28 protein-coding genes are annotated in these 25691 nt (G+C 63.0%); 20 read left to right on the forward strand and 8 right to left on the reverse strand.

What is annotated here, in order from left to right:
* Window positions 1-135 precede the first annotated feature (135 nt).
* The 17 genes from B5F40_RS03180 to gluQRS all read left to right on the forward strand — a co-directional run bounded on the left by B5F40_RS03180 (window position 136) and on the right by gluQRS (window position 17302).
* Window positions 136-1554 carry an MATE family efflux transporter gene (locus tag B5F40_RS03180; RefSeq protein ID WP_239442885.1) on the forward strand — a complete coding sequence of 473 codons (1419 nt, stop codon included), beginning with the start codon at window positions 136-138 and terminating at the stop codon, window positions 1552-1554.
* Window positions 1555-1710: 156 nt separating this feature from the next.
* The gene (locus tag B5F40_RS03185) at window positions 1711-3660 is read left to right on the forward strand and encodes an NADH-quinone oxidoreductase subunit 5 family protein (RefSeq protein ID WP_087192935.1); all 1950 of its coding nucleotides are present in this window, start codon (window positions 1711-1713) and stop codon (window positions 3658-3660) included.
* An 18-nt stretch (window positions 3661-3678) separates the two neighbouring features.
* On the forward strand, window positions 3679-4560 hold the full coding sequence (locus tag B5F40_RS03190) for a complex I subunit 1 family protein (RefSeq protein ID WP_087192936.1): 882 nt from the start codon (window positions 3679-3681) through the stop codon (window positions 4558-4560).
* Window positions 4561-4576: 16 nt separating this feature from the next.
* A complete protein-coding gene (locus B5F40_RS03195; protein ID WP_087192937.1) occupies window positions 4577-5020 on the forward strand; it encodes an NADH-quinone oxidoreductase subunit B family protein in 444 nt (147 codons plus the stop codon).
* A 3-nt stretch (window positions 5021-5023) separates the two neighbouring features.
* Window positions 5024-5758, forward strand: coding sequence for an NADH-quinone oxidoreductase subunit C (locus B5F40_RS03200; protein WP_087192938.1), 735 nt, complete (start codon window positions 5024-5026; stop codon window positions 5756-5758).
* A gap of 1 nt (window position 5759) precedes the next feature.
* Window positions 5760-6848 carry a hydrogenase large subunit gene (locus tag B5F40_RS03205; RefSeq protein WP_087192939.1) on the forward strand — a complete coding sequence of 363 codons (1089 nt, stop codon included), beginning with the start codon at window positions 5760-5762 and terminating at the stop codon, window positions 6846-6848.
* A gap of 7 nt (window positions 6849-6855) precedes the next feature.
* Window positions 6856-7212 (forward strand): 4Fe-4S dicluster domain-containing protein, encoded by a 357-nt coding sequence (locus tag B5F40_RS03210; RefSeq protein ID WP_087192940.1) that lies wholly within the window; start codon window positions 6856-6858, stop codon window positions 7210-7212.
* 228 nt (window positions 7213-7440) lie between these two features.
* On the forward strand, window positions 7441-8088 hold the full coding sequence (locus B5F40_RS03215; RefSeq protein WP_087192941.1) for a CDP-alcohol phosphatidyltransferase family protein: 648 nt from the start codon (window positions 7441-7443) through the stop codon (window positions 8086-8088).
* 156 nt (window positions 8089-8244) lie between these two features.
* Entirely contained in the window at window positions 8245-9549 is a 1305-nt protein-coding gene (locus B5F40_RS03220) for a phenylacetate--CoA ligase family protein (RefSeq protein ID WP_087193044.1), read from the forward strand.
* Window positions 9550-9552: 3 nt separating this feature from the next.
* On the forward strand, window positions 9553-9981 hold the full coding sequence (locus tag B5F40_RS03225) for an amino acid-binding protein (protein WP_087192942.1): 429 nt from the start codon (window positions 9553-9555) through the stop codon (window positions 9979-9981).
* Between the two features lie 157 nt (window positions 9982-10138).
* On the forward strand, window positions 10139-11371 hold the full coding sequence (locus B5F40_RS03230; protein WP_239442886.1) for a D-alanyl-D-alanine carboxypeptidase family protein: 1233 nt from the start codon (window positions 10139-10141) through the stop codon (window positions 11369-11371).
* A 23-nt stretch (window positions 11372-11394) separates the two neighbouring features.
* Window positions 11395-11835, forward strand: coding sequence for an FHA domain-containing protein (locus tag B5F40_RS03235; protein WP_087192944.1), 441 nt, complete (start codon window positions 11395-11397; stop codon window positions 11833-11835).
* A gap of 86 nt (window positions 11836-11921) precedes the next feature.
* Complete coding sequence (locus B5F40_RS03240) at window positions 11922-13676, forward strand: thiamine pyrophosphate-dependent enzyme (RefSeq protein WP_087192945.1); 1755 nt, start codon at window positions 11922-11924, stop codon at window positions 13674-13676.
* Entirely contained in the window at window positions 13669-14280 is a 612-nt protein-coding gene (locus B5F40_RS03245) for an indolepyruvate oxidoreductase subunit beta (RefSeq protein WP_087192946.1), read from the forward strand. Before B5F40_RS03240 ends, B5F40_RS03245 begins: the two co-directional genes overlap by 8 nt.
* Window positions 14277-14711 (forward strand): amino acid-binding protein, encoded by a 435-nt coding sequence (locus tag B5F40_RS03250; RefSeq protein ID WP_087192947.1) that lies wholly within the window; start codon window positions 14277-14279, stop codon window positions 14709-14711. Before B5F40_RS03245 ends, B5F40_RS03250 begins: the two co-directional genes overlap by 4 nt.
* A gap of 5 nt (window positions 14712-14716) precedes the next feature.
* Window positions 14717-16081 carry a phenylacetate--CoA ligase family protein gene (locus B5F40_RS03255; protein WP_239442887.1) on the forward strand — a complete coding sequence of 455 codons (1365 nt, stop codon included), beginning with the start codon at window positions 14717-14719 and terminating at the stop codon, window positions 16079-16081.
* A 279-nt stretch (window positions 16082-16360) separates the two neighbouring features.
* Window positions 16361-17302 (forward strand): tRNA glutamyl-Q(34) synthetase GluQRS, encoded by a 942-nt coding sequence (gene gluQRS / locus B5F40_RS03260; protein WP_087192949.1) that lies wholly within the window; start codon window positions 16361-16363, stop codon window positions 17300-17302.
* Window positions 17303-17468: 166 nt separating this feature from the next.
* On the opposite strand, the gene B5F40_RS03265 is transcribed toward gluQRS, so the two are convergent.
* The 3 genes from B5F40_RS03265 to B5F40_RS03275 form a co-directional block, all read right to left on the reverse strand.
* Window positions 17469-17945: a hypothetical protein gene (locus B5F40_RS03265; RefSeq protein WP_087192950.1), complete on the reverse strand. Its 477-nt coding sequence runs from the start codon at window positions 17943-17945 to the stop codon at window positions 17469-17471.
* Between the two features lie 15 nt (window positions 17946-17960).
* A complete protein-coding gene (locus B5F40_RS03270; RefSeq protein WP_087193045.1) occupies window positions 17961-18854 on the reverse strand; it encodes a prenyltransferase in 894 nt (297 codons plus the stop codon).
* Window positions 18855-18964: 110 nt separating this feature from the next.
* Window positions 18965-20137, reverse strand: coding sequence for an Mbeg1-like protein (locus tag B5F40_RS03275; protein WP_087192951.1), 1173 nt, complete (start codon window positions 20135-20137; stop codon window positions 18965-18967).
* Window positions 20138-20178: 41 nt separating this feature from the next.
* On the opposite strand from B5F40_RS03275, the gene B5F40_RS03280 reads away from it, so the two are divergent.
* The 3 genes from B5F40_RS03280 to B5F40_RS03290 are packed head-to-tail and all read left to right on the forward strand — an operon-like array spanning window position 20179 to window position 21690.
* Window positions 20179-20661, forward strand: coding sequence for an acyl-CoA thioesterase (locus B5F40_RS03280; RefSeq protein WP_087192952.1), 483 nt, complete (start codon window positions 20179-20181; stop codon window positions 20659-20661).
* On the forward strand, window positions 20658-21134 hold the full coding sequence (locus B5F40_RS03285) for a low molecular weight protein-tyrosine-phosphatase (RefSeq protein WP_239442888.1): 477 nt from the start codon (window positions 20658-20660) through the stop codon (window positions 21132-21134). Before B5F40_RS03280 ends, B5F40_RS03285 begins: the two co-directional genes overlap by 4 nt.
* A gap of 10 nt (window positions 21135-21144) precedes the next feature.
* Window positions 21145-21690: a phosphatase PAP2 family protein gene (locus B5F40_RS03290; RefSeq protein ID WP_087192953.1), complete on the forward strand. Its 546-nt coding sequence runs from the start codon at window positions 21145-21147 to the stop codon at window positions 21688-21690.
* 137 nt (window positions 21691-21827) lie between these two features.
* Here B5F40_RS03290 and B5F40_RS03295 read toward each other — a convergent pair whose 3' ends face one another.
* From B5F40_RS03295 to nrdR, 5 genes are all read right to left on the reverse strand, one after another.
* Complete coding sequence (locus B5F40_RS03295; protein ID WP_087192954.1) at window positions 21828-22397, reverse strand: hypothetical protein; 570 nt, start codon at window positions 22395-22397, stop codon at window positions 21828-21830.
* Window positions 22398-23133: 736 nt separating this feature from the next.
* Complete coding sequence (locus B5F40_RS03300; protein WP_087192955.1) at window positions 23134-23619, reverse strand: hypothetical protein; 486 nt, start codon at window positions 23617-23619, stop codon at window positions 23134-23136.
* Window positions 23620-23793: 174 nt separating this feature from the next.
* Window positions 23794-24183 (reverse strand): MerR family transcriptional regulator, encoded by a 390-nt coding sequence (locus B5F40_RS03305; protein WP_087192956.1) that lies wholly within the window; start codon window positions 24181-24183, stop codon window positions 23794-23796.
* Between the two features lie 72 nt (window positions 24184-24255).
* Window positions 24256-24705, reverse strand: coding sequence for a dUTP diphosphatase (gene dut / locus B5F40_RS03310; protein WP_087192957.1), 450 nt, complete (start codon window positions 24703-24705; stop codon window positions 24256-24258).
* Complete coding sequence (gene nrdR / locus B5F40_RS03315) at window positions 24702-25148, reverse strand: transcriptional regulator NrdR (RefSeq protein ID WP_087192958.1); 447 nt, start codon at window positions 25146-25148, stop codon at window positions 24702-24704. The genes dut and nrdR overlap by 4 nt, the downstream gene beginning before the upstream one ends.
* Window positions 25149-25691: the final 543 nt, after the last annotated feature.

Here is a 25691-nt window from a genome sequence, read left to right on the forward strand (position 1 = left end):
TATCGAGGCGTTCGTATACTGGCGTTCATGGAGCGCAATGGCAGACACTTTTCCCTTGAGTCCGAAGCGGGTTCGAAACGCGCATCGTCGTACGAGGCCTCGCGCGGCGAAACGCGGCGAAGCGACATCGACCGGATGGGAACCGAAGGCACTTTCAAGCTGCTGCTCGAATTCTCCGTCCCGGCTGTGGCGGGCGTCCTCGTGCAGATGCTCTACAACGTGATAGACGCCGTGTACGTGGGCCACGCAGTGGGCGCTGATGGCTTGGCCGCCACCACGGTGGCGAATCCCACGATGACGGCGCTCGTGGCCGTGGCCATGCTCGTGGGCGTGGGCGGCAACGCGCTCGCGGCCATCAAGCTGGGGGAGCGCAGGAAGGACGTGGCCGAGCGCGTGATGGGCACGAGCCTGGTCCTCTTGCTCGGCGCTGCGGCGCTGCTGTGGGCAGCCGCACCGCTTACCCTCGAGCCCGTTTTGCGCTGCTCTGGCGCCGACGGCGCCGTGCTGCCGCTCGCACTCGACTTCATGGCGGTGATCATCGCAGGCTGCCCTCTTCAGTTCATCTCCTTCGGTATGAACAACTTCATCCGCACGGCGGGAAGGCCCAACCGCGCGCTCGGATCCATGCTCGTCGGAACCGCTTCGAACGTGGTGCTCGGATACCTGTTCATCGTGGTGCTCGACGGCGGTATGCGCGGCGCTGGCCTAGCCACCGTGTGCTCCTGGGGCGTATCGGCGGCGTTCGTCATGCAGTTCTTCCTCAAAAAGGACTCGCCTTTGCCGCTCGTTGGGCCCCTGCGCTCCTTCCGGCCTCGGATGGCCTTGCGCATCTGCGCCCTCGGCATGGCTCCGGCGGTTGCGGAACTCGGCTGGGCCGTCTCGTCGATGATCATCAATAACCTGCTCGTCTCGTACGGCTCGGCGGATGATCTCGGTTCGGACGGGGCGCTCGCCATCATGCGGGTGCTTTCGGCCGTGGGCATGTTCACGTTCATGCCGTCCATGGGCATTGCCATGGGCGCCCAGCCTATCATCGGGTACAACTACGGCGCACGCAGCTTCCGGCGGATGAAGCGCGCCCTCGTGCAGGCAATCGTTCTCGGCGTGGTCGTCACCACGCCCCTGTGGGCCACGGTCGTCTTTGCGCCCGACATGTATGCGCACCTCTTCGGACTGCCGGAGCGGTACCTGGACGAGACGGCGTGGGCCCTCGTGCTATACCTCATGTTCATCCCCATCCTGCCCGTCCAAATCATCGGATCGAACTATTTCGACGCCACAGGGCAGGCGGTCAAGGCCACGGTTCTCACGCTCACGCGCCAGATCCTGTTCCTCATTCCCTTGCTGTTGGTTTGCCCGATCGCGCTTCCGCATCTGCTGCCCGTCACGCCGCTCGAGAGCGTATGGCTCGCTCCATCCCTTTCAGATATCACCTCGACGCTCATCGTCTCAGGATTCCTCGCAGCAGAATGGCGCCGCCTCGGTCGCATCAGGCTCGCTGCGGAATCCGACGAGCGCTCTTCGGGAGAACGCGCCGGCAAACGGTTGCCCTGAGCGGGCGAAAGGCCTTTCGCCCCCTTTTACCGAGCAATATCCCCCGCCTCCCTCCAGCCGCCGGACCGGCCCCTCTTCTCTGATAGAGTACATGAGCGGGCGACGTCTGGTCGCCTTCTGTACATCGGCATCGGATAGGATGAAGGAGGAAGCCCCGTGGCCCTGCTTGGCTTTTTGATCCTCTTCCCGCTTGTCGTGGCGGGCGTGCTGCTCGCGGTGCGCGACAACCGTGCGAGAAACGTCGTCGTCGCGGTCTCCGCACTTGTGGTCGGGGTCGCATCCGTGTGGCTGGTCGTCTCCTACCTGAGCGCTCCATGGATCTCGTTTGACTTCCATTCGCCTGTGGTCGACTACGCCTGCACGATCGTGAGCGTGCTCGTCGCCGCGGCCATCCTGTTCTTCGGCATCCGCTACAAGAACGTGCCGGCCTGCGTGCTCGCCGTTGTGCAAGTGGTTGGCTCGCTTGCGTTCGAGTTCGCCTTCGCCCACAGCTTGCCCGTCGAGCAAGGGCTCTACCTCGATTCTCTGTCGCTGCTCATGGCGTTCATCATCGGTGTCGTCGGATCGGGTATCTGCGTGTACGCCCTCGGGTATATGGAGGATTTCCAAGCCCACGAGCCAGAGGGCGCGAAAGACCGACGCCCGACGTTCTTCGCCCTCATGTTCGCTTTCCTCTCGGCAATGTTCCTCATCGTCTTCTCGAACAACATGGTGTGGCTGTTCACCGGCTGGGAGGTCACCACGGTCTGCTCGTTCCTGCTCATCGGCTACACCCGCACAGAGGAGGCTGTCAGAAACGCCTTTCGCCAGATCATCATGAACCTGATCGGCGGCATCGCCTTCCTCGTCGCCCTGTACGCTTGCGCCATCCAGCTGGGCACGCTGTCGCTGGTCGAGTTTCTCCAAATCGGCATCATGAATCCGGCTCTCGTCGCGCTGCCGGTCACAGCGCTTGCTCTCGCCGGCCTCACGAAGGCCGCCCAGATGCCGTTCCACACGTGGCTGCTCGGCGCCATGGTGGCGCCGACGCCCACCTCGGCGCTTCTGCACTCGTCAACCATGGTGAAAGCCGGCGTGTTCCTGCTCGTGAAACTCTCTCCCATCATGTACGCTGGCGCCTTCGCCTCGCAGGGTGGGCTGCTTGCGGCCATGCCCTCCATCATGACGGTGCTCGTGGGAGGCATCACGTTCGCGCTCTGCTCGTTCATGGCGATCTCCCAGTCGAACGCCAAGCGCGTGCTCGCGTACTCGACCATCGCCAATCTCGGCCTGATCGTCGCCTGCGCCGGCGTCGGCACCCCCGAAGCCGTCTGGGCGGCGGCGTTCCTCATCCTGTTCCATGCCATCGCGAAGTCGCTCCTGTTCCTTTGCGTCGGCACGGCCGAGCACCACATCGGCAGTCGAGACATCGAGGACATGGATCTGCTCTTCGAGCGCATGCCTCGCCTCTCGCGCTTCATGATGCTCGGCATCCTGTGCATGTTCATCGCGCCGTTCGGCATGCTCGTGGCTAAGTGGGCCACCCTCGTTTCCTTCGCCGAGATGGGGCAGGTGATGCTCATCATAGTCCTTGCGTTCGGTTCGGCAGCCACGTTCATGTTCTGGGCGAAATGGCTCGGAAAGCTCTCCGGCATCGCCGCCGCCCGCGAGAACGTGGAGCACGACGTTCACACGAGCGAATGGACGGCGGTCATGGTCATGGCCGTTCTCGTCATACTGTGCTGCGCGGGGCTTCCCGTCATCTCGTGGTTCGCGGTGGAGCCCTACGTTTACAGCGTCTACGGGATGCTCGGGCAGGACATCTCCTTCTCCAACCTGTGGATCTCGTCCGTCCTGTCGATCGCGGTCATCGTTGTGCTGTTCGCGGGCCTCGGTCGCACGAAGGCCCGCAAGGTGGACATCTATCTTGCGGGAGTGAGCCGCGATAACGGTGAGCGCACGTTCCGGAACTCGCTTTCAGGCACCTCGACGGCCTCGGCCCGCAACTGGTACCTCGAGGACGTGTTCGGAGAGCGGCGTATCGCGCCGATCGGAACAGCATGCTGCTCGGCCGTCATCATCGTGGCTCTCGCGGCCGCAGCCGTGTCTGTGCCGGGATTGTTTTAGGAAAGGGTGTGGTACGACATGTCGTTGCTTTCCGTCCTCATCGGCACCCTCGCCTTCGCCGTGTTGGCGCCGGTTCTGGGTTGTCTGCTCGCCGGGCTTGACCGCAAGGTGTCAGCACGCATGCAGGGTCGCGTGGGCCCTCCGCTTTTGCAGCCCTACTACGATGTGCGCAAGCTCATCGAGAAGGACAACGTGTCGGTGAACTCCGCCGAAGGCGCCTACGTCACGTGCGCTCTCGTGTTCACCCTCATCGCCGGCGGCATCTTCTTCAGCGGCGGGAATCTTCTCATGAGCGTGTTCGTCGTCACGCTGTCGGGACTGTTCTTCATCGTGGCTGCATACTCCACACGCTCGCCTTATGCGGAGATCGGCGCGATGCGCGAGACGTTGCAGGTCATGGCGTACGAGCCCATGGTGCTGCTCATGGCCGTGACGTTTTTCATGGCCTCGGGCACTTTCGACGTCGCAGGCGCTTTCGCACTCGGGGCCCCTGCGGTCGTCGTCGCCTGGCCGGCGTTTTTGGGCTTTCTGTTCGTGCTGACCATCAAGCTGCGAAAGTCGCCTTTCGACCTGTCCTATTCGCACCACGCGCACCAGGAGATCGTCAAGGGAATCACCACCGAGATGAGCGGACGCACGCTCGCGAAGGTCGAGGTTATGCACTGGTGCGAAAATATCCTGTTCCTTGGTTGGACGGCCCTGTTCTTCATCTGGGGCTCTCCGGTATCGGCGCTCGTGGCCGTTCTTGTTGCCGTGCTCGTGTACTTCCTGGAAATCTGGATCGACAACAACTTCGCGCGTGTGAAATGGCAGGCGCTGCTCAAATCCGCATGGGTGGTGGCCCTCGTTGCGGGCGGCGTGAACATCGCCGCGCTTGCGTACGCCCCCTACCTGATGTAAACAAAGGAGCTCTCCCATGACGTATGCGACCAAATCACCGTGGGTCATCCATTACGACGCCTCGAGCTGCAACGGCTGCGACATCGAAGTGCTCGCAGCGCTGTGCCCAGGCTACGATGTCGAACGTTTTGGCATCGTGAACACGGGCAATCCCAAGCACGCCGACATATTCCTCGTCACCGGCAGCGTGAACGAGCAGAACATCAAGGTGGTGCAGGAGATATACAACCAGATGGTCGAACCGAAGGTGGTCGTGGCATGCGGCATCTGCGCATGCTCTGGCGGCATCTTCCATGACTGCTACAACGTGATAGGCGGTGTCGACCAGGCCATCCCCGTCGACGTGTATGCGCCGGGCTGCGCCGTGCGCCCCGAAGCCATCATCGACGCGGTGGTCGAGGCGCTCGGCATACTGGAGGAGAAATCGAAGGCCCTGCAGGCGCAGAGGAAGGGGGCGTAGGATATGACGCTGGAAACGGAGTTCGTCCCTCTCTGTATCGAGGAGTTGCCCGCGCTCGCCGCCGAGAAGAAAGCCGAGGGCGCGCGCTTCGTGCAGCTGCTCGCAGTGAACGCCGAGGAGGGCGTCGATCTCATCTACACATTCATGAGAGACGGGGTGCTGACTAACCACGAGATAAAGGGCGTGGGCCCGAGCACGGTGGTGCCCAGCATCACCGATCAGTTCCTAGCGGCGTTCGTGTTCGAGAACGAGGTTCACGACCTGTTCGGCGTAAGCATCTCCGACATCGCCATCGACTTCGGCGGGAACTTCTACGCGCTCGCGCAGAAGGAGCCCATGACCATCATATCGCCCGAGCAGAAGGCGGCACGTGAGAAGGCGAGGAAGCTCGCCGCCGCAAAAGCGGCCAAGGAGCGCCAGCCCGCTGCTCGCGCGGCGCAGGCCGAGTACCTGGCAGGGCATCCTGATGCGCATCCGGGCAAGCCGCGCGGGCCCATCGAGCCCTCAGGGAGCGACGATCTCGACGCGCGCCTGGCCGGCGTCGATCCAGAGAAAGTCGCACGTGTGAAAGCCGCGCTCGCCGCGAAGGCAAAGAAGGCCTCCGAAACTGCCGCAGGGAACGCCGAGCTCGAAAAGAAGCTTGCCGGCATGGATCCCGAGAAAGCCGCCAAAGTGCGAGCCGCCATGGAAGCCAAGGCCAGGCGCGAACCGAGCGCGACCGAAAAGGAAGGTGAGTAGCATGGGGAAGGCGACCGTCATCCCGTTCGGCCCGCAGCACCCGGTGCTGCCCGAACCTTTGCATCTCGATCTCGTGGTCGAGGACGAAACAGTCGTCGAAGCCATCCCGCAGATCGGCTTCGTTCATCGCGGCCTCGAGAAGCTCGTGGAGACGCGCGACTACAACCAGTTCATCTACGTGGCCGAGCGCATCTGCGGCATCTGCGCCTTCGGCCATTCCATGGGCTACGCCGAGACGGTGGAGCGGCTCATGGGCGTCGAGATCCCCGAGCGCGCCGAATGCCTACGCGTCATATGGCATGAGCTGTCCCGCGTGCACTCTCACATCTTGTGGATGGGGCTGGCCGCCGACGCGTTCGGATTCGAGAGCCTGTTCATGCACTGTTGGCGACTGCGCGAGCGCGTGCTCGACATCTTCGAGAAGACCACGGGCGGACGCGTCATCTTCAGCGTCGTGAAGGTGGGCGGCGTGGTCCGCGACATCGACGAGGGCCAGCTCGCCGAGATCAAGCGCGTCCTCGAGGGCATCAAAGACGACTACAGCCAGATCATGAACGCCTTCCTCAAAGACACCTCGGTCAAGAACCGAACCGTGGGCGTGGGCTTCGTCAGCCACGAGGACGCCCTCTCCATGAGCATGGTGGGGCCGTTCGCCCGCGCGTCTAACGTGAATTACGACGTGCGCATGCTCGGCAACGGCGGATACGGACGCCTCTCCGACTTCAAGCCCGTGCTCGACACCCAGGGCGATTGCTACGCTCGCGTCAAAGTGCGCGCCCTCGAAGTCCTGCAGTCCATCGACATCATTGAGGAGATGATCGCGCAGCTTCCCTCCGGAGACATCGCCGTGAGCGTCAAGGGGTCGCCCGCCGACGGTGCCGAGGCGGCCAATCTCGTAGAGCAACCGCGCGGCGAATGCTACTACTACGCGCGCGGAAACGGCACGAAGAACCTCGAGCGCATGCGCATGCGCACCCCCACCTCGCAGAACCTGGCGGGCATGACCACAGCGCTGTCGGGTTGCGACCTGGCCGACGTCAACATGATCGTGCTCACCATCGACCCCTGCATCAGCTGCACGGAAAGGTAGGAGGACCATGGGAGGATTCAAACTCGGGAAGATGACGCTCGGAGGCCTGTTCAAGGAACCCGAGACGATCCAATACCCTTCTCAGACCAAGACGCCTCCGCCTGGGCTCAAAGGCCACGTGAGCAACGACGTGACCGCCTGCATCCTGTGCGGCATCTGCCAAAGGCGCTGCCCTTGCGGGGCGATCGAGGTGGACAAAGCCGCCCGTGCCTGGAAGATCGACCGCTTCCGCTGCGTGCAATGCGGCAGTTGCGTGCGCGAGTGTCCGAAATCCTGCTTGTCCATGGAACCCAGCTACGCGCCCCCGGCCACAAAGAAGCGCACCGACACGTTCGACGTGCCGAAAGCCGAGAAGACAGCTTAGAATCATACAGGGGCCCCGCCTTTCGAGCGGGGCCCCTGCCGTCTGAAACGCCCCCCTCGAGCATGGCCGCGCCAGCAGGGGAGGCCGATGGAGAAGCTGTCGAGCGGCGAAACGGGGCGAATGCGATGGGGAAACCTGCTAGAATGGACGAATAGGCTCGCGCGAAGGCCGGATCCGCGGATCCGGCCTTCGCGCGAGGGCATGCGTGGAAAAGGAGGCTGGTGGACGATGCGCGGCAACGGTTCGAAGGACGGTTCCCAGCAGGTAAGCGACCGCATCCTCACCTTGCCGAACGTCATCTCGGCCGTCAGGCTGTGCCTTGTCCCCGTGTTTCTCGTGCTTTTGCTCGACGGCCACGACCTCGCGGCCACGCTTTTGTTCGCGATCGCCGCAGGCACGGATTGGGTCGACGGCCAGATCGCACGCCGCACGAACGCGGTGTCGCGCCTCGGGCAGCTGCTCGACCCCGCTGTTGACCGCATCCTCATGATAGCCGGGGTGACGGGCTTGTTCTTGGCAGGACGGCTGCCCCTGTGGATCATCTTCGTCGTGCTCGTTCGAGATCTGCTCCTGCTCATAGGGGGCGCTATTGCACTCAAGCGCTACCATGTGCGCGTGCCTGTCGTGTTCCCGGGCAAGGTGGCCACGACGCTGCTGTTCGTCGGATTCGCCGGACTGCTCCTGAACTGGCCGCTCGTGCCGGGCCTCGGCATCGTTGATGCCTCTTGGCTTCCGGGCTTGAACGAGCAAGCGTGCTCGTGGAGCATCTGGTTCGTGTACGCAGGCCTCGCGCTCGCACTTGCCACCACAATCTACTATGCGCGCACGGCCCTCTTGCGCATCCGTGCCGCCCTCCGCTCTGAAGCGGAGGGCTAGAGCCGCACGAAAGGACGGATGGGGCGCCGCCTTGCACCGCAGAACGCTCTTTTGGCGCGTTTTTCGCCCAGTCGGCTCGGCAACCGCTACACTATGCAGCAACGGGCGAGCAGAGTCATCCGCCCGATGTTCGAACGATGAGAGGTGATTTGCGAGGTGTACTACCAGCCAGACATCGAAACCATGCCGCGCGAGCAGCTGCGAGAGCTCCAGCTCGAGCGCATGAAGCAGAGCGTCCGCCACGCCTATGACAACGTGGCGTTCTACCAGCAGTCCTTCAAGGAGGCGGGCGTCACCCCCGACGACCTGCAGACCCTCGAGGACTTGGAGCGCCTCCCGTTCGTCGTGAAGCAGGACATGCGCGACGCCTACCCGTTCGGGCTGTTCGCCGTGGGGCAGAAGGACGTGGCGCGCATCCACGCGTCCTCCGGCACGACGGGCCAGGCCACGGTGGTGGGCCACACGGCGTCCGACCTCAAGAACTGGGGCGACTGCTTCGCCCGCGGCATCGCCATGGTGGGCGGCGACGAGAACTCCACCATCCAGGTGTCCTACGGCTACGGCCTGTTCACAGGCGGCTTGGGCGCGCACGCCGGCGGCGAGGCCATGGGCTGCTCGGTCATCCCCACCTCCTCGGGCAACACGCGCCGCCAGGTGCAGATGATGAAGGACTGCGGCACGGACATCCTGGCCTGCACGCCCTCCTACGCCCTGCTCATCGCGGACACCGCCATCGAGATGGGCTACGACCCGGCCACCGAGTTCAAGATCTCCGGCGGCATCTTCGGCGCCGAGCCTGCGTCGGACAACATGCGCGAGGAGATAGCCTCGAAGCTGGGCATCCAGTACTGCGACGTGTACGGCCTCTCCGAGATCATGGGCCCCGGCGTGGCCATGGAGTGCGCGGAGCGCGCCGGCCTGCACGTGGCCGAGGACCACTTCTACTGCGAGATCCTCGACCCCGAGACGCTTGCGCCCGTGCCCGACGGCGAGTGGGGCGAGCTCGTCATCACCACGCTCACCCGCGAGTGCTGCCCGCTCGTGCGCTACCGCACGCGCGACGTCACCCGCATCATCTCCGAGCCGTGCGCGTGCGGGCGCACGCACCGCAAGATCGACCAGCTGCGCGGCCGCACCGACGACATGCTCATCATCCGCGGCGTGAACGTGTTCCCCTCGCAGATCGAGCAGGTCATCACCGGCTTCCCGGAGATCGCCACGCACTACCAGATCGTCCTCACCACGCGAGGACCCCTCGACCACGTGGAGCTGCAGGTGGAGACGGTCCCCGACTTCCCCATCGACGAGGTGCGCAAGATCGAGGATCTGAAGCGCCGCCTGGGCGTGGAGCTGAAGAGCAACCTGCAGGTATCGGTGGAGGTCAAGATCGTCGAGCCGAAGACCATCGCCCGCAGCGAGGGCAAAGCGAAGCGCGTCATCGACCTGAGGGAGGGAAGGTAGCCCATGATCTCGCAGCTGACCGTGTTCCTGGAGAACGAGAAGGGCCGCCTCGCGGCTGCTTGCCGCGTCGTTTCGGAGGCCGGCATCAACTTGCATGCGCTCAATCTGGCGGATACGGCCGATTTCGGCGTCGCCCGCATGTTGTGCGACACGCCCGAAGCTGCCGCCAAGGCTCTTCGAGAGGCCGGTTACCGTGCAACGGTGACGCCGGTTTTGGCCGTACGCGTGCCGAACGCTCCGGGCGGCTTGGCCTCCTTGCTCGAAAGCCTGGATGACCGGGGCGTCAACGTCGAGTACGGCTACTGCTTCTCAGTGAGCGCGGATTCCGCGATTGACGTTCTTAAGATCGACGGGGGAGAGAGCGTCGAGTCCAAGCTCGCCGAAGCGGGCTTCGAACCCGTTCGGGCCGCGGACCTCTACCGCATTGACTAGCATGCGCGGACATATCGGATCGCCGTCGCGACGCCTATGCGCGAAGACGGTCGGCACGTCCTTTGCAACGTGCGCCCTCGCGCTCGTCCTTGCTTTCTCCCTGTGCCTTCCCCTCTCCCGAAACGCCTTCGCAGACGTGCGCAAGGCCGATGTCGTCTTGGGACAGACCGTCGACGCGAGAGGGCTGTCCGTGGCGCAATGCCCCAGCATCGACGCCGAGTACGCACTCGTGATGGACGAGAACGGCACCGTGTATTTCGAGCGCAACGCCGAAAGCCCCACGCAGATCGCCTCCATCACCAAGATCATGACCGCCGTCGTGGCGCTCGACGCGGTGGATGCGGGCGAAACGTCGCTCGACGCGCCTGTCTTCGTGTCCGAAGCCGCTGCGGCAGTGGGGGAGTCGTCGGCAGGGCTGCAGGCTGGAGACGTCATGGATCTGGAAACGGCGCTCAAGGCGCTGCTCGTGCCGTCCGGAAACGATGCGGCCGTAGCCATCGCCGAAGCGGTGGGAGGCGGCGTGGAGCCGTTCGTCGAGCGGATGAACGCGAAAGCGGCGGAGCTTGGCTGCACCGACACCGTCTATGAGAATCCTCACGGACTTGATTACGACCAGTATGCAGGCGATCTTCACAGCACGGCGGCGGACGTGGCAACCGTGGTCCGCCATGCGATGAAAAACGACCTGTTCCGCTCCATCGTGGCTGGCGGCAGCACCGACATCGCTGTGACGCGCGGCGGTGCGGAAACGACTATCCATCTGGAGTCCACCGATGGCTTCCTCGACGTTTACGAGCACGCCATCGGCGTCAAGACCGGCTTTACCGCCCTGGCAGGCCCTTCGTTCGCAGGCGCCGCCGACAACGGTGATCGCGAGCTGTACGCCATCGTCATCCATTCGTCCTCGGAGGCTCAGCGTTTCGAGGACGCCAAAACACTGTGCGAGTGGGTTTACGGGCACCTTGTATCCTATCCTTTGGCCAACAGCCCCGAGACGACGATGTATGAAGGCATGGAGGTTCCCGTCGTCGCCAAGGTTGCCCATGAGGGTTGGATCGACAAGACCGTGAACGCAACGCTGTCCGACCCGAGCGCGTCGATCGACATCTTCGACCTCAACGGCAACGTGAGCCAGACCACGTCCTTCGAGAAGCTCGACGGTGACGTGCGCGCAGGCGACAAGGTGGGCACGATCACGTTCAAGCAACGCAACGAGGAGATCGCCACGCTCGACCTCGTTGCGTGCGAAGATCTCGACGCGCCCGACTTCTTCGAAGGCGTGGGCATCTGGTGGGACCGGTTGTTCCGCGGCTTCTCGGGCCAGCCCCAGTCAGCTCAGTCCGTCACGTTGAACGAGACACCGCTCGTCATCGACAAGACCGCCGAATGAGCGGCCCCAAGAGAGGATACGCCATGACCACGCTCTGCCCCGTATGCAACAATACAGTCGATCCCGACGCCGCCGTCTGTCCTCAGTGCGGTTTCAAGCTGCTCGGCGCAACGCAGCGCTTCGAACCCGTAGCGCTCGAAGACGCCCCGCCTTCCGTGGACGCTGCACCGCAGGCGCGCGCCGTTCTCCACGTGGTGCGCGGTCCGTCCTCCGGCGTGACGTTCCAGCTCGGCGACGCTCCTCTGTCCATCGGACGCAGCCCGCAATGCGATGTGTTCCTGAACGACATGACCGTGTCGCGCTCTCATGCCACGGTGGAGCCCGACGAGGGCGGTTACGTCATTCGCGACGACAACTCCTTCAACGGCGTATGGGTGAACAACGACAGCGTTGAGAGCCGAAAGCTCGCATCCGGCGACATCGTCCAGATCGGAGCGTTCTGCCTCGTCTACAAAGAGGAATGAGGGGTTGCGCCGCAAGGACGCGACGCCTTTGCGGCGCACTTTGCCGTACAATAGCCTTCGGGTCAGCATTCAAGGAAGGTTCGCCTATGGAACTGTTGTCGGGTAACGAAGCCATCGCCCAAGGAGCATGGGAGGCCGGAGCGCGTATCGCAACGGCGTACCCGGGCACGCCGTCCACCGAGACCATGGAGGCGTTCGCATGCAAAGACGGCGTGTACGCGGAGTGGTGCGTGAACGAGAAGGTGGCTGCGGAAGTGGGTCTGGGGGCCTCCGCTGCAGGCGCGCGTGTGCTGTCGACGATGAAGCATGTCGGAGTGAACGTGGCGGCCGATCCGCTCTTCACCGCAGCGTACACGGGCGTTGGGGGAGGGTTCGTGATCCTGGCTGCGGACGATCCGGGCATGTACTCGTCGCAGAACGAGCAGGACTCCCACTGGTACGCCCGCGCGGCGCACATCCCCATGCTCGAGCCCGCCGACTCGGCTGAGGCGCTGCGCTTCGCACGCGAGGCCTACGAGTTGTCCGAGCGCTTCGACGTGCCGGTGCTCATCCGTTCCACAGTGCGCGTGTCCCACACGAAGACACCGGTCGAGCCGGGGGAGCGGACCGAGGTTCAAGCCAAGCCCTACGAAAGCGATCCGGCGAAGTGGGTCATGATGCCCGCATTCGCAAAGCCTCGTCGCAAAACGCAGCTCGAACGCATCGACGCGCTGCGTTCCTGGGTTGAGGAATGCCCTTACAACGAGGTCGTGGGCAGGGGAGACGACATAGGTGTCGTGTGCGCGGGAGCGACTTTCCAGCACGTGGCCGAAGCGCTTCCGGAGGCGAGCGTGTTCAAGCTCGGGTGCACCTGGCCCTTGCCGGCCGAGCGCTTGCGCGCCTTCGCCGCGAGCGTGAAAGCCCTCTACGTGGTGGAAGAGGCCTCTGAGTACCTTTCTGAGAGCGTGCGCGCTTTGGGCATCGAACTGGCCCCGTTCCCTGGCGAGATGCCGCGCGATGGCGAACTCAGCCCAGGTCTTGTGCGCGCGGCATTCGGCTTGGAACGGCCTGCGCATCTGCCAGCGCCAGACAACGTGCCCGGACGGCCTCCGGCTTTGTGCGCGGGCTGTCCGCATCGCCTCGTGTTCAAGGAGCTCTCTCGTATGAAGGCCGTGGTGACGGGCGACATCGGCTGCTACACGCTCGGCGCGCTGCCGCCGCTCTCGGCCATGGACACGTGCGTGGACATGGGCGCTTCGGTATCCATGTCTCATGGATTTGAACTGGCTTGGTCAAACGTCGAGCATCGCCCCGTCGTGGGCGTCATTGGCGATTCGACATTCGCCCACTCGGGTCTGTCGGCGCTCATCTCCACCGTGTACAACAAAGGCGGCGGCACCGTGTGCGTGCTTGACAACCGTACGACGGCCATGACCGGCCGCCAAGGCAACCCCTTCAATGGAGAGACTTTGCAGAAGCGACCCTCGCGCGAGCTCGATCTCGAGGGCATCGTGCGCGCCGTTGGCGTGGAGGATGTGCGCACCGTCGATCCTAACGACGCGCTGGCCACCCGGCGCGCGCTCAAGGAGGCCGTAGCCAACCCGGAACTCTCGGTGCTCGTGTTCCGCAGCCCCTGCGTGCTCATCGACCGCGTGAGGAAGCCCGCCTTCGCCGTGACCGATGCGTGCACCGCCTGCGGCGTGTGCTCGACGCTCGGCTGCCCGGCCATCGCCAAGGACGCCGAGGGCCATGCGCTCATCGACCCCGTGCAGTGCATCGGCTGCGGCCAGTGCGCCCAGTATTGCGCGTTCAAGGCCATCGTGCAGCCTGACGCGCCGTCGGAAGGAGGCTCCCATGGGTAGCGCGACCACCGTGCTCCTCTGCGGCGTCGGCGGGCAGGGCACCATCCTCGCCGCCGACCTCTTGGCCCATACAGCCCTCGAGTCGGGGTACGACGCGAAAGTGTCCGAAATCCATGGCATGTCCCAACGCGGCGGAGCGGTGACCACCGTCGTGCGCTTCGGGCAAGAACCCGTGCTCTCCATGGTGAGCGATCCCGGACGGGCCGACTGCGTCGTGTCGTTCGAGACCACCGAGGCCCTGCGCAACCTGGCCAACGTGCGCGAGGGCGGCTATCTCCTGGTGGCTGATGAGTCCATTCAGCCGCTGCCTGTGCTCATCGGGCGCGCGGCCATGCCCGAGCATCCGCAGGAGACGCTCGCGGCGGCCGGAGCCACGCTCATTCCCGCCGGCGAGATAGCCCGCGAGGTGGGCAGCCCGAAGTCAGTGAACGTGGTGCTGCTGGGGGCGCTCGCCACGCGCCTGGCCTTCCCGCAAAATGCCTGGGAACGCGTGATCGCGCGACGCGTGCCGACCCGAACTGTGGAGGCCAATGTGGCCGCGTTCCGAGCAGGGTTCGATTTCGCCCGCGCAGCCGAAGAAGCGGAGAGGGGAAACGCGTCATGAGCGTTCAGCAGATCAGCGTCTTTTTGGAGAGCCGTCCTGGGCACTTGCGCCGCGTGCTCGACGCATTCGAGGATTCGCACGTGAACGTGCGCGGCTACAGCGCGTCTGACACGGGCGACTACGGCATCGTGCGCTTCGTGGTGGACGACCCCGCCCGCGCGCTCGAGGTGCTGGCCGACATGGGCGCGGCAGCTACAGCTGCCGATGTGCTGTGCCTGCGCCTGAACGACGAGCCTGGCGAGCTTGCGCGCGTCATGGGGGTTATGGCCGACTGCGACATCAACGTGACGTACAGCTATTCGCTCATCTCCACGTTCATCGTGCTCTCAGTGAAGGATATCGCTCGAGCGGAGGAGCTTTTGGCCGCCCAGCCGGTGGAGCTCGTGCGCAAAGCCGACCTTGCTGCGCCGCTTGCGGACCGAAGGGCGTGAGCGTCGTGACCGACGTCACTGTGAAAGGCGCGGCGTTGGCCGCCGCCGCGGCAGGCGACTTCTCAGGCCTGCCCATCCACAACCCCTCCATCGAGTGCGCCTCGCGCGAACGCATCCGCGCCATCCAGCTGGAGAAGCTGATCGCGCAGGTGGCCTGGACCTACGAGCGCGTGCCATGGTACCGAGCCCGCATGGAAGAGCGGGGCGTGTCGCCCGCCGACATCCGCACGCTCGAAGACGTGCGCAAGCTGCCGTTCACGGACAAGTCCGCCCTGCGCGACACGTTCCCTTACGGCCTGTTCGCCGTGCCGCTTTCCGAGGTGGCGGAGCTGCATGCCTCCTCGGGCACCACGGGCAAGCCCATCGTGGTGGGCTACAACGCCCACGACATGGACATGTGGGCCGACTGCATCATGCGCCTCGTGCAGATGGCCGGCGTCGTGCCGGGCGACCGCGCGCAGATGGCGTTCGGCTACGGCATGTTCACCGGCGGCTTCGGCCTGCACTACGGGCTGCAGAGGCTCGGATGCATGATGATTCCCGCAGGCTCGGGCAACACCGAGCGCCATATCGCCATGATCGAGGATTACGGCACCACGGTGCTCGTCGCCACGCCGTCCTACGCCCTGCACATGTGCGAGGTGGGGGAGAAGATGGGCTTCGACTGGGAGAAGTCGACGCTGCGCGTAGGGCTCTTCGGCGGCGAGCCGTGCCCTCCGGGCCTCAAGGCCGAGATCGAGGCTCGCATGCACATCGTGTGCACGGACAACTACGGCCTGACCGAGGTTATGGGTCCGGGCGTGTCGGGCGAGTGCCTCGCCTCGCGCGACACGCAGCACATCGCCGAGGACCACTTCCTCTGGGAGGTCGTCGACCCCGACACCGGCGAGCCGGTGGCGGAAGGCGAGATGGGCGAGCTCGTTCTCACGCCTCTCGGAAAGCAGGCTATCCCTGTGCTGCGCTATCGCACGCACGACCTGACCCGCGTGGTCACGGAGCCCTGCGCGTGCGGCCGCACCACGGCGCGCATGCAGAAAGTGCGGGCGCGCTCGGACGACATGCTCATCATCCGCGGCACGAACGTGTTCCCCTCCCAGGTGGAAGACGTGCTGGCCGGTATCGACGGCGTCACGCCGCACTACCGCATCGTCGTGGACAACGAAGGCGGCCTCGACCGTATGACCGTGCACGCGGAGCTCAAGCCCGAGGCGTTCTCGGACTCGTTCGAGGACATGGAGAACCTGCGCCGCTCCATCGAGGAGAGGCTCAAGGGCATGCTCCTCGTGGGCGTGCGCGTGAAGCTCGTCGAGCCCGGCGGCATTGAGCGCTCGCTCGGCAAGACCAAGCATGTCGAGGATCTGCGGAAGTAGTTCTAGTCGGGGCCGCGCATGCTGAGGCCCCGACAGCAGCGGCGGCCCTACCGTCGATTTTGACGAGCGTCCTGCTGCAAAACTCCCGATTTCGGCGCTTCGCTTTCCAGGTCGACGAGCCATGCAAGCCATCACCTGGGCACATGCGGGCGAGCTCGTTCGAATCGACCATCTCGCGTTCGAGATACCGCCAAAATCGAAGGTTTTGCAGCAGCTGGCACCGCTATGCGCTCCTACGGGAGGGCGATCGGCGATTGCGCATCGACAGGAGGAGGACCGATGGGCGCAATTCCTTCGCATACCGACATTGTCGGCCGGTTCGCGCCGTCTCCGACGGGGCGGATGCACGCAGGCAACGTGTTCGCGGCGCTCGTGGCGTGGCTCGTGGCGAAATCGCAGGGCGGAAAGATCGTGCTGCGCATCGAGGATCTCGATGCCGAGCGCTCGAAGCCCGCATACGCAGATGCAGTGCGACGCGACTTTGAAGCGCTCGGGCTTCTCTGGGATGAGGGTCCGTACTTCCAGCACGACCGCACGGAGGCCTATCGCGCGGCCTTCGACGAGCTGCGCGCCCGCGACCTTGTCTACCCCTGTTTCTGCACGCGCGCCGACCTGCATGCGACCTCGGCGCCGCACCGCGGTGAGAAACCGGTGTACCCGGGCACCTGCCGCAACCTGAGCGACGAAGAGCGGATGGCTCGCGCACGAGAGCGCACGCCTGCACAACGCCTGATGGTGCCCGACGAGCGCATCGCCTTCATCGATCAGGTGCAGGGGCCTTACGAACAGAACCTCGCCTCCGACTGCGGCGACTTCCTCGTGAAGCGTTCGGACGGCGCCTTCGCCTACCAGCTAGCCGTCGTCGTGGACGATGCGGCCCAAGGCATCACGTCGGTAGTGCGCGGCGTTGACCTCCTATGTTCGACGCCGCAGCAGCTCTACCTGCAAAGGCTGCTCGGCCTGCCGCATCCGACCTATGCGCATATCCCTCTTCTTGTCGCCGAACGCGACCGCCGGCTCTCGAAGCGCGATCACGACGCCGCACTCGACGCGCTGATCGAGCGCTTCAAGACGCCTGCTGGCGTCATCGGACATATCGCCGGCATCACAGGCCTCGCGCCCACCTGCGATCCCGTTACCCCCGAGGAGCTGTTGCGGTCATTCGACCTCGCCGCCCTTCACGCGACCTTTCCCGACCTCGTTCAGCTGCAGTGGCGCTAGGCTTCGAATCGAGCGGCTGCCATGGCTTTTCTTCCCCGCATCTCCATCCCAACCGCCTCCATCAAGTGAAAGAGCGCGGAAAAGAGGCGACGCGACCAGCCTCGGCCGTCGCCTCATGAGAAGGCGCGCCAAGCCCTCTGTCTTCGATACGCTCCCGGCATGTCCCTTACGCGAGGGCGGCGAGCATGCCGACAGCGATAACGGCGACGATAACGGCGACCACGAACACGATGGTTCGCGTATGCAAGTGGTCGAGACGCGCTGTGCGGGCGCGTCTCGAAACGGCATCCTCCACCCCTTCCGGACGGTTGGGTCGCTGCACGACGAAGAACCAAGCGAGCGCCACGACAAACGCGAGGAACGCGGCATTGTTGGCCATCGTCGCGATCGATGCGAGGTCGTGCGCGCCAGCGAGCCTTGCTGCCAGGAACAGCACGAGCGTGGCCATGAGCGCGCAGCACACGGCGAGCACGACGGCCATGCGTCGCCCAAGTGCCCGACATGACGATGCGTCCTCTTCCGAACAGGACGCATCGTCCACGAGCAAGGCGAGCCATGAACCGCGCCAGAGCATAACGCCCATGATCGCGAACACGGCCAAAACGATGAGCGTTGCCGCAAAAGCGGCGACGGTTGCTTCCATGGAGACTCCTTCGCGTCAGGGTACGAGCACGGCACCGCCAGCCAAGATGGCGGCAGCATAGAACGCTCCGAGGGCGACGTTCACGCCGCATACCTGCGCCATGGCGCCTATGCGCGAGATAGGTGCAAGCGGATTGGACAAAAGCGCCTTGAACAGGGGGTAAGCCGCCATCAGCATGAATGGCAGCACCACGACTCCGCCCGGGAAAAACGCAATCACGAGCACGATGATGGCAGACACCCATGCGTACACCGCGCCGTGGTACAGCCGTCGTGTGCGCGCGCGGCCAAGCAGCACGGGCAACGTTCGGCGGCCCGACTCCGTGTCCTTCTCGATGTCGCATGCGTTGTTCGTGAGCATGATGAGCCCCACGCCGATGATGGTGGGCACGGCCCACAAGAGCGCACGCAGATCGAAGGAGCCGGTCAGAGCTTGATAGCACGCGAGCGGAATGAGACCGCCCATCACGAACCCGCTCGCAAGCTCGCCGACGGGCAGATAGGAAAGCGGCGTCTTGCCGGCAGAGTACAACACGACGACGACTGCACCGGCACCGCCTATGGCAAGCGGGATCCAGCCGGCGACCCAAACGACGTAGGCTCCTATAACGAACGCTGCGGCCAAGAACCCGACAGCGAGGACGAGCGCCGAACGCGGGTTCACGTTGTTGTAAACGAGCACGGCATCGGCGGGGTCAACGTTGTCGTCGAGCGAGTCGGAGCCCTTCACGTAGTCGTAGTAGTCGTTGAACGTGTTCACAGCCGACTGCATGAGCACGCAGATGACGAGCAACGCGCACGTCATCATCACCGACACGGAAGGCATACGCGCAAGGGCGGCGGCGGTCGCCACGAGAGCGGGCAGGATTGCCGCCGGCCAAGTATGCGGCGCCGCAAGCTGAACGGCCATGCGAACCGTGAGGCGAGAGCGGGCGCTTTCCTCCCCGTTCCCCTTTCCGTTCGCCCCTTCCGAGCCAAAGGCCCCTCCGACCCCGTCGACAGAACCATGCGCCCCTGCGCTCATCCTTCGCTTCCTTTCCCTTGCCCATAACGCGCCCGCACGCGCGGCAACCTCGGCCGCGACGTGGGCTTGAACCGTCTGATCGCTTCATTTTTGAGAATGCCGCCGAGCGCGGCGACGGTCTGCCATACGAACCGCTTCGTCTCGGGGTCGAGCTGCGTAGCCGATCCGAGCAACTGGCGAGCGTTGGCGAACAGCTTGTCTTGGAACTCGCCCCAAGAAACCGCCTCCGTGGAGGAGAGCAGCTCGAACACGGTGTCGACGAACCGTTCGCGCTCATCGGGAGTCCTTCCGCGCAGCCAAGCGTCGAGAGCCGCGTCGAACACCACAGCTGACGGGTTGAGCGCATCCTGGTATACGAAGTCTTGGCCCGCGGTCTGCCAGGTGAACGGCTCGTGCTGGAACACCGACAGCGCCGAAGACGCCACGACGCGATAATCGGCCCTCCGCTCGAGAATCATGCCGAACGCCGAGGACTCCGGCACCGTTTTATGCAGGAGCAGGCAGAAGCGCTCCTCGTCGATGCGCGGCGAGGGATCCTCCAAAAACGAAGGGCCGTCGTGGTTGAATACGCCAGCGATGCGGTCGAAGACGGACTCGTCCACAGTGAGCGCTGCGTACTCGGCGAGGTTGCCTCCCTTGGAATGCCCACCTAGGAGAAGGGTCCCGTCCACTGCAGACGCCACGCCCGAAACGTAGGCCGCAGCAGCTCGCTGAGAGGGAACGACCCGCTTGAAGCACAGGTTGAAATCTTCCTTCCAACCGGTGAAGCTCCCGTCGGTGCCACGGAAGGCCAGGTAAGACGCTTCTCCTTCGGAGGTGGGAAAGGACAGCGTCACCGCACTGAACTGCTTCTCCACTGTCTCGGACACCTCGTTGGCGTAGAAGGAGGCGCGCACGTCGCGCATACGGCGGCTCGACGACAGCGCGCGCAGGAATGCGACCGTGCCTTTTGCGTCCTCCATCCAACTGCCGAAGGTGAGCGCGTTCCAGTCCGTGAGCATTGCCACGTCATGGAGCAGCATGCGCTCGGAAGGGGAGGAGGGCAGGCAGGGAGCCATCTCGTAATTGAGGTAGGCGAGCGTCGAGAACACGAGCGAGTCCACCGGATTAAACGGTGATTCCGCGAAGGTTCGCTGCTCCTTGGCCATATACGCTACGATGTTGCTCATACCTGTATTGTAGCCGATCAGATGGGACGGAACTCAAGACCATGCGGGTTTGCACGCCAATCACCATACGGTATGCCGAAACGGACATGATGGGCATCGTCTACCATGCGAACTATTTGCTGTACTTCGAGGATGCGCGCACCGCGTTTCTTGAAGCCATCGGGTTTCCCTACAAGCGCATCGAGGAAGCAGGGTTCGTATCGCCAGTGGTGGACCTCTCGATATCCTTCGGAGAGCCCTTGCGCTATGGAGACGCTGTCATGGTGCGCACGCGTGTCGTGTCCTCGCGTCCGACGAGGACTGTCTACGCCTACGAGGTGTTCAAGCAGGGGCAGGATCCCGACGCAGCTCGACCCTGCTGCACCGGAGAAAGCACCCACTGCCTCGTGGATGCGAAGACGTTCAAACCCGTGAGCGTGAAACGGGCGCTGCCCGAGCTCTACGAGCGCTACGCCGAGGCTCTCGAGCCGGCGGAAGGGGATCGCGCGCCTCGCGGCAGCAAGCAGGAGAGGGGAGATGAATGATGAGCAAGCCATTCCGCATCATGTTCGTCTGCCACGGCAACATTTGCCGTTCCCCCATGGCCGAATTCGTGATGAAAGATCTCGCGCGCAAGCAGGGGATGGAGCAAGCGCTTCTCGTGGCGTCGGCTGCTACGCACGATGACGAGATAGGAAGCCCCGTCCATCCTGAAACGCAACGCATGCTCGCCTCAGCTGGCATCTCCTGCGACGGCAAGAGAGCGCGCCGGCTCAGTCGTGCGGATGCGGAGAAATGGGACTTGTTCGTGGTTATGGACGAGGCCAATCTGCGCGATACACGTCGCCAGCTTGGACGCAAGGTTGAAGGCCGCTGCGCGAAGCTGCTCGAATTCGCTGGTTCCGAACGCGATGTGGCCGACCCTTGGTACACCGGGGATTTCGAGACGACCTACGACGACGTCGTGGCCGGCTGCACAGGGCTTTTGTCCTGGATTCGCGCCGGAACGCGCTGCTGAGGCCAAGAGCATGGATTACGCCATCCTCGACTTCGTCCAGGAGCACGTGCGCTCGCCCGCGCTCGATGCCGCTATGCTGTTTGCTACGCACCTTGGCGACATCGCCCTCGTATGGCTCGCCGCTTCGGCCGCACTCATCGTGCAACCGAAGCGGCGAGCTTGGGGCATTGCCATGCTCGTTGCGGTGGCGGTGACGGCAGCGGTGGGAATGCTCGTCTTGAAACCTTTGTTTGGACGCGTACGGCCCTTCGAAGCGCTTGAATTCTCCGGATTGCTCATTCCAGCGCCATCGGGAAGCTCGTTTCCGTCGAATCATTCGATGGTGTCCTTCGCTGCCGCAACGGTGGTGTGCTGCCTGCCGAAAGACGGTCCGGGCGTGCGCATAGCAAAGGCGCTCGCCGTTCTGATCGCTGCGCTCATCGCACTTTCTCGCATCTACCTTTACGTGCATTACCCGTCCGACATCCTTGCCGGCGCCATCCTCGGCGTCTGTTTCGGCTTGCTGTCCGTAGGGCTCGTCAAAAGGCTCTGGCCCAAAGCCTTCTTACAAAGCTAGATCTTCTCTTATTGCGCGCGACGAAAAGAGGCTGTTGCGAATGAGGCGGGGAAGGACGAGAGGACCGGTCGTACGACCGGTCCTCTCGTCCTCGCGATGGCTTTAGGACGGCATTCGGACAGCCGACCTTTTCGCACCTACTCCGAGAACAGCGCAGTAGAAAGAGACTTCTCGGATTCGGGAGTGATTGTCCACATGTTTCCATCGAGCTGGAACTCCAGATTGATGGGTGCGGTTTCAGCAACCGGGATGCTCTCGAGGGTCTCCATCATGACTTGACCGATTCGGTCATTGCGTTCGTACGGAGAGAGGTCCATCAGGGAATCGTCGTTCGCCATCTCTTCGTACGCCGCCTCAAGCGTCTCGGCGAAAACGCTGGTGCTTTTGCAGGTGAGCACGACGACGGCCGTCGCCTTATTGCCTTCGACCGTCACGGAGTCGATCCGATAGTCGAACCCATCCAGATAGGTGGACGCGAAGTCTTTTGGATCGACACCGTACATGGTCAATTGGATCATTTCAGCATTAGTGGAAAGTTGGTCCAAAAGACTGTCGTCAAGGCGCTTCAGACTCTCAAGCTCTTCGGTCACCCCCTCACGTACGATCTCTTCCGAATTGCTCTGCGAGCAACCGGCAAGCGTTAACCCTCCGAACGAAACCAGGGCCGCCGTCATCAAAGCAGCAAGCACCCTCTTGTTCGCCACCATCGCATCTCCTTCTCTAGTGGATATACAGCGCCCTATATTGTAACTTAAAAAACATCATTTTACCACCCGTTCGAGTTTCTGCTTTTCGTCCGCTGGTCTACCCGAAAAGATTCGCACTGCATAGCCAAAAGCGACCGGAAGAAAGACCGCGCGAATTCGCGCAGCGCCTGTCGAAGGGCACTTCGCTCAGGAATTCGATAACGCGCAAGCAGCTACAATTTGCGCGCAAGTCATGCTTCGCTTCGCCGACCGGTTAGACAGGCGCCGCCGGAAGAATCGCTGAAACAGGAGGGAACTCGATCGCGCGGCATTCGAAGAGCGGTCGCGAAGCCATACTTGCGACGCGCAGGAGCCAACTAAGCGGATGATCGATTGAGCAGTTACTCCGCAAAGGACGTGACCGTCCCGTCGCGTCATGGATTTTGCATCCGCGCAACGAGAACATGAACGTCAATAGCCGAAATTCGCAAAACCGATCACGACCGCGAAGCGCACCACGCAGGAGGCAGTCGCAGCGGTTTAAGCTCCCTTCGCGCAATCCATACAAAGCTACGCTCAGGTGATGCAGGTAGAGTCTTTTGCGAAAACGGCTCAACCTGCATTCAAGTTTACATAAGATATATTATCAATAATCTTGAAACCCAAAGAGGTGGAGGTCGTTCGGCACCGAGGATGCCCGCATGGCGTGCGCATCCAGGAAACGGACAAGCGGGCTCTCGATTCAGTGCGCGTAGCGCTATCCCCAGGTCGAATTCGGTTCAATCACGCCTTCGGCACCGCTTCCCACGGCAAATCCCAGCTCACCGGTCTCTACCATCTGAATGATCTCGGGAAGCAAGGTGAAGAATGCCACTGCATTCAGTGCGAAAGCCACGGCGCACACGACCAGACCGACCATGCTTGATCGCCGCAATCTTGCCGCCACCGCGGAAAGCCGTGTGTTCCCAGCAGCCAATCTCCCGAACCTCCAAAGTGCGATAACGGCGCACACAACACCCGTCGCACTCAACGGCATGCCTCCGATAAAGACGGATACGGGACCGGCAATGCTCGCCACCGTGGCAAGCGTGCGCGCGCTTTTGAAATCGGATACCTCCTGTGGATTCGGCAGCGATGCTGACGAGCCTTCGGAATCGCTCCGCACGCCAAGATCAAGATCGCGTTCCTGTCCATCTTCGGGTTCTCGAGGCGGCTCAGAAGAAGCATTTCGACCTACCATCATTACCAGCACCTTTCATTTGCCCATTCTAAGCTTTTGATCAGCTATTTTACCAACAAGGCTCGGAGAGCCGTTCTAAGGCCCCGTTTTGCCTTCGGACGACCTCTGACACCTGGAATCCGGGGTTTTCGCATGCCGTCACGACCAAGTTGTGGCCCGCAAAACGTCTTTCGGTCCTCAATTCGCGGACAGAAGACCGGCTTCGGCCGAACGAAGCCGCTTGAGGCATTCTTCGAGTCCGGAAACTTGGCACTCGAGCGCCGCCTCCTGCGCGCGTACGATGGGCAATCGTTCGTCGGACGAAGCGATGCCGCGCCGCTGAAGCCGAACGTAGTACTGGATGCCCTCAATGGACAACCCGCTTTTGCGCAGCGCGTCAACGAAACGAAGCTGGGCAACGTCCGCATGAGAGAACGAACGAACGCCGCGTCGGTCGCGTGCGAGCCCGGGAAAGAATCCGCACCTATCATAGTACCTGATAGTAAACGCGGATATGCCCGTCAAATCGGCTACCTCAGCGATACCGAGGCATGGAAGCTCGTTTGCGCCAGCATGTTCCGCAAACATGTACGATCCTTCTCCTTCCATAGGCGCCTCTCCCATCAATTAGAGTAACTCTAATTGATGGGAGAGGCGGCCTCAAAGACCCACACCGCTGCTTCCGAAGCCCCCAGATCCTCGATCAGTGTCAGGGAGTTCGTCGACCGCCTCGAAAGACAACGGCGGCACCGGCATAATCACAAGCTGGGCGATGCGATCTCCCCGCTTCACAAAGAACTCCTCATGTGGATCGAGATTCACGAGCACGGCGCATATTTCGCCGCGATAGTCACTGTCTATGAGGCCGGGAGCGTTCACCAGCGAGACACCGTGCTTGACGGCGAGACCGCTGCGCGGAAGCACGAAGCCGGCGTACCCCCGCGGCAGGGCAAGAGCCACGCCACACGGAACGAGCCTGCGTTCAAACGGCCGCAGCACCTCATCGCGCGTTGATCGCAGATCGACCCCGGCGTCGCCCGCATAGGCGTAAGTCGGGAGAGGCAGGTCAGGGTCGAGGGCGCGAAGCGGCACACGTACCGGCGTCGTCATCGCAGCCCCTCGAGCGCCGCGGCAAATTCCTCGACGTTCTGGAAATCCTTGTACACGCTTGCGAAACGGACATAGGCCACGTCATCGAGCTTAGCGAGCCTCACAAGCGCCATGTCGCCAAGTTCCTTCGACCCGATCTCCGTCTTAGACGCATTGCGAAGCTCGGACTCGATGCTGTCGATGAGCGCCCCGATCTGCTCAGGTGAGATTGGACGCTTCGCGCACGCCATCAGAAGCCCGCGCATCAGCTTCTGCCGATCATACGCCTCGGACGACCCATCCCGTTTGATCACGATGAGAGGATTCTCACCCAAGCGCTCATACGTGGTGAAGCGCCTTCCGCATTCAAGGCACTCTCGTCGGCGGCGAATAGCCGTACCGTCTTCGGAAGGACGGGAGTCCACGACCTTGGAATCGGGATTCCCGCAGGAGGGGCAGCGCATAGAGGCTCCTTCAATCGATTTTCATTCAGGTTAGCATACAAGATATTGTGGTTCAATCAACCGTTGGGAATCACCAGAATTGCTCCCGCTCACTTCGATGCGGAAGCTGACCGGAAGTGGCCAGGAAGGAGCACTCGCGTCTTGAAAAGGAGTCGATGCCGATATGCCGAACACGGTAGCGAAAGAAGCTCTTGGATTCTTGCGCCCCAGTAAACGCCAGTTGTCGCTGCGTCAGATCATGTTTGCGAAAAGGAACGAAACGCGTAGGAGCGAAGTCTCCGAGCGATTAAATCGAGAAGCGTAAAAACCCTTCTCGCGCGCACTTCAGCTGAGAAGGCAGAAGACCAAAAGAGTCGAGTCCGTTTTGGCAGAGCAGCGATATGCGAACCCCTCAAAAAGTCGCAATGATAGCGACTAGCGATGACGCGGCGCAAACTCCGCCGACCACCACAGCCTGCCAGGGCTCGACGAATCCGTACGCCGCGCCCCGTGCGCTGCCGTCGCGCAGGGCGCGAACCATTTCGGTTTCGCACAGAAGACCCC

Source organism: Gordonibacter sp. An230, assembly GCF_002159915.1.
Taxonomy (GTDB): domain Bacteria; phylum Actinomycetota; class Coriobacteriia; order Coriobacteriales; family Eggerthellaceae; genus Rubneribacter.

Bases quoted from the DNA above. Each gene is read 5' to 3' on its own strand.
- B5F40_RS03180 (WP_239442885.1), top strand. From the start codon at position 136: ATGGGAACCGAAGGCACTTTCAAGCTGCTGCTCGAATTCTCCGTCCCG.
- B5F40_RS03190 (WP_087192936.1), top strand. From the start codon at position 3,679: ATGTCGTTGCTTTCCGTCCTCATCGGCACCCTCGCCTTCGCCGTGTTG.
- B5F40_RS03195 (WP_087192937.1), top strand. From the start codon at position 4,577: ATGACGTATGCGACCAAATCACCGTGGGTCATCCATTACGACGCCTCG.
- B5F40_RS03200 (WP_087192938.1), top strand. From the start codon at position 5,024: ATGACGCTGGAAACGGAGTTCGTCCCTCTCTGTATCGAGGAGTTGCCC.
- B5F40_RS03205 (WP_087192939.1), top strand. From the start codon at position 5,760: ATGGGGAAGGCGACCGTCATCCCGTTCGGCCCGCAGCACCCGGTGCTG.
- B5F40_RS03210 (WP_087192940.1), top strand. From the start codon at position 6,856: ATGGGAGGATTCAAACTCGGGAAGATGACGCTCGGAGGCCTGTTCAAG.
- B5F40_RS03215 (WP_087192941.1), top strand. From the start codon at position 7,441: ATGCGCGGCAACGGTTCGAAGGACGGTTCCCAGCAGGTAAGCGACCGC.
- B5F40_RS03225 (WP_087192942.1), top strand. From the start codon at position 9,553: ATGATCTCGCAGCTGACCGTGTTCCTGGAGAACGAGAAGGGCCGCCTC.
- B5F40_RS03235 (WP_087192944.1), top strand. From the start codon at position 11,395: ATGACCACGCTCTGCCCCGTATGCAACAATACAGTCGATCCCGACGCC.
- B5F40_RS03240 (WP_087192945.1), top strand. From the start codon at position 11,922: ATGGAACTGTTGTCGGGTAACGAAGCCATCGCCCAAGGAGCATGGGAG.
- B5F40_RS03245 (WP_087192946.1), top strand. From the start codon at position 13,669: ATGGGTAGCGCGACCACCGTGCTCCTCTGCGGCGTCGGCGGGCAGGGC.
- B5F40_RS03250 (WP_087192947.1), top strand. From the start codon at position 14,277: ATGAGCGTTCAGCAGATCAGCGTCTTTTTGGAGAGCCGTCCTGGGCAC.
- gluQRS (WP_087192949.1), top strand. From the start codon at position 16,361: ATGGGCGCAATTCCTTCGCATACCGACATTGTCGGCCGGTTCGCGCCG.
- B5F40_RS03265 (WP_087192950.1), bottom strand. From the start codon at position 17,945: ATGGAAGCAACCGTCGCCGCTTTTGCGGCAACGCTCATCGTTTTGGCC.
- B5F40_RS03270 (WP_087193045.1), bottom strand. From the start codon at position 18,854: ATGGCCGTTCAGCTTGCGGCGCCGCATACTTGGCCGGCGGCAATCCTG.
- B5F40_RS03275 (WP_087192951.1), bottom strand. From the start codon at position 20,137: ATGAGCAACATCGTAGCGTATATGGCCAAGGAGCAGCGAACCTTCGCG.
- B5F40_RS03280 (WP_087192952.1), top strand. From the start codon at position 20,179: ATGCGGGTTTGCACGCCAATCACCATACGGTATGCCGAAACGGACATG.
- B5F40_RS03285 (WP_239442888.1), top strand. From the start codon at position 20,658: ATGATGAGCAAGCCATTCCGCATCATGTTCGTCTGCCACGGCAACATT.
- B5F40_RS03290 (WP_087192953.1), top strand. From the start codon at position 21,145: ATGGATTACGCCATCCTCGACTTCGTCCAGGAGCACGTGCGCTCGCCC.
- B5F40_RS03295 (WP_087192954.1), bottom strand. From the start codon at position 22,397: ATGGTGGCGAACAAGAGGGTGCTTGCTGCTTTGATGACGGCGGCCCTG.
- B5F40_RS03300 (WP_087192955.1), bottom strand. From the start codon at position 23,619: ATGATGGTAGGTCGAAATGCTTCTTCTGAGCCGCCTCGAGAACCCGAA.
- B5F40_RS03305 (WP_087192956.1), bottom strand. From the start codon at position 24,183: ATGTTTGCGGAACATGCTGGCGCAAACGAGCTTCCATGCCTCGGTATC.
- dut (WP_087192957.1), bottom strand. From the start codon at position 24,705: ATGACGACGCCGGTACGTGTGCCGCTTCGCGCCCTCGACCCTGACCTG.
- nrdR (WP_087192958.1), bottom strand. From the start codon at position 25,148: ATGCGCTGCCCCTCCTGCGGGAATCCCGATTCCAAGGTCGTGGACTCC.